Origin of the sequence: Colwellia sp. RSH04 (assembly GCF_003545765.1) — a bacterium.
Taxonomy (GTDB): Bacteria; Pseudomonadota; Gammaproteobacteria; order Enterobacterales; family Alteromonadaceae; genus Colwellia.
The window spans coordinates 1-510 of sequence record NZ_QXIO01000066.1 but is presented as its reverse complement, the minus strand read 5'-3'; the positions used below and the strand labels follow the sequence as shown (position 1 = coordinate 510).

At 60.4% G+C, this 510-nt stretch carries 2 protein-coding genes; both read left to right on the top strand.

All coding sequences use genetic code 11. The features are described from left to right. Positions 1–317, top strand: a 317-nt coding sequence (locus D1094_RS18725) for a hypothetical protein (protein ID WP_182440249.1), incomplete at its 5' end; no start/stop codon positions are given. Positions 318–329: 12 nt separating this feature from the next. Beyond that, the coding region (locus tag D1094_RS18565) for a hypothetical protein (RefSeq protein ID WP_147361109.1) at positions 330–510 on the top strand (181 nt) is incomplete at its 3' end.

Below are 510 nucleotides of genomic sequence, written 5' to 3'. Positions count from 1 at the left end.
ACACGCCGGATAGCGACGGCGGCAGCAAGCTGGAGGGCAATCCGTTTTACATTCCCCTGCAGGCCAAGCCGAACAAGACGTATCGGTTTGAAACGCTGATCAGAACCGGCAATGGCACCGGTTTCACGGTCAGAGTGAACGGGGCGGTGGACGCCAAAACCTCCAAACCGCTCGATTTCAAGCTGGGCCAAAATGTATCGCGAGCGATCAACACCGCGATACGCACGAAGACCGCCGATATCGAGCTGTATGTGCGCGGCGAACACGATGTCAAATTCTGGAGCTTCGTCGGTCCGACGCGGCTTTGCGAACTGTAAGGGGCGGGGGGCATGTCGATGGTCGTCCATGCGGTGGCGCGGCTGTTCTGTGTGGTGCTTGTTGTGTCGATCGCGGCGGTGGCCGCTCAAGCCGCCACGTCGCCATTCGAGATCAGGCCCGGCGGCTGCGCCAAGGAAAAAGCCTATGCCGACGAAGTCGGCAGCCGGTTGCAGGATCCGGTCCTCAAAGTCT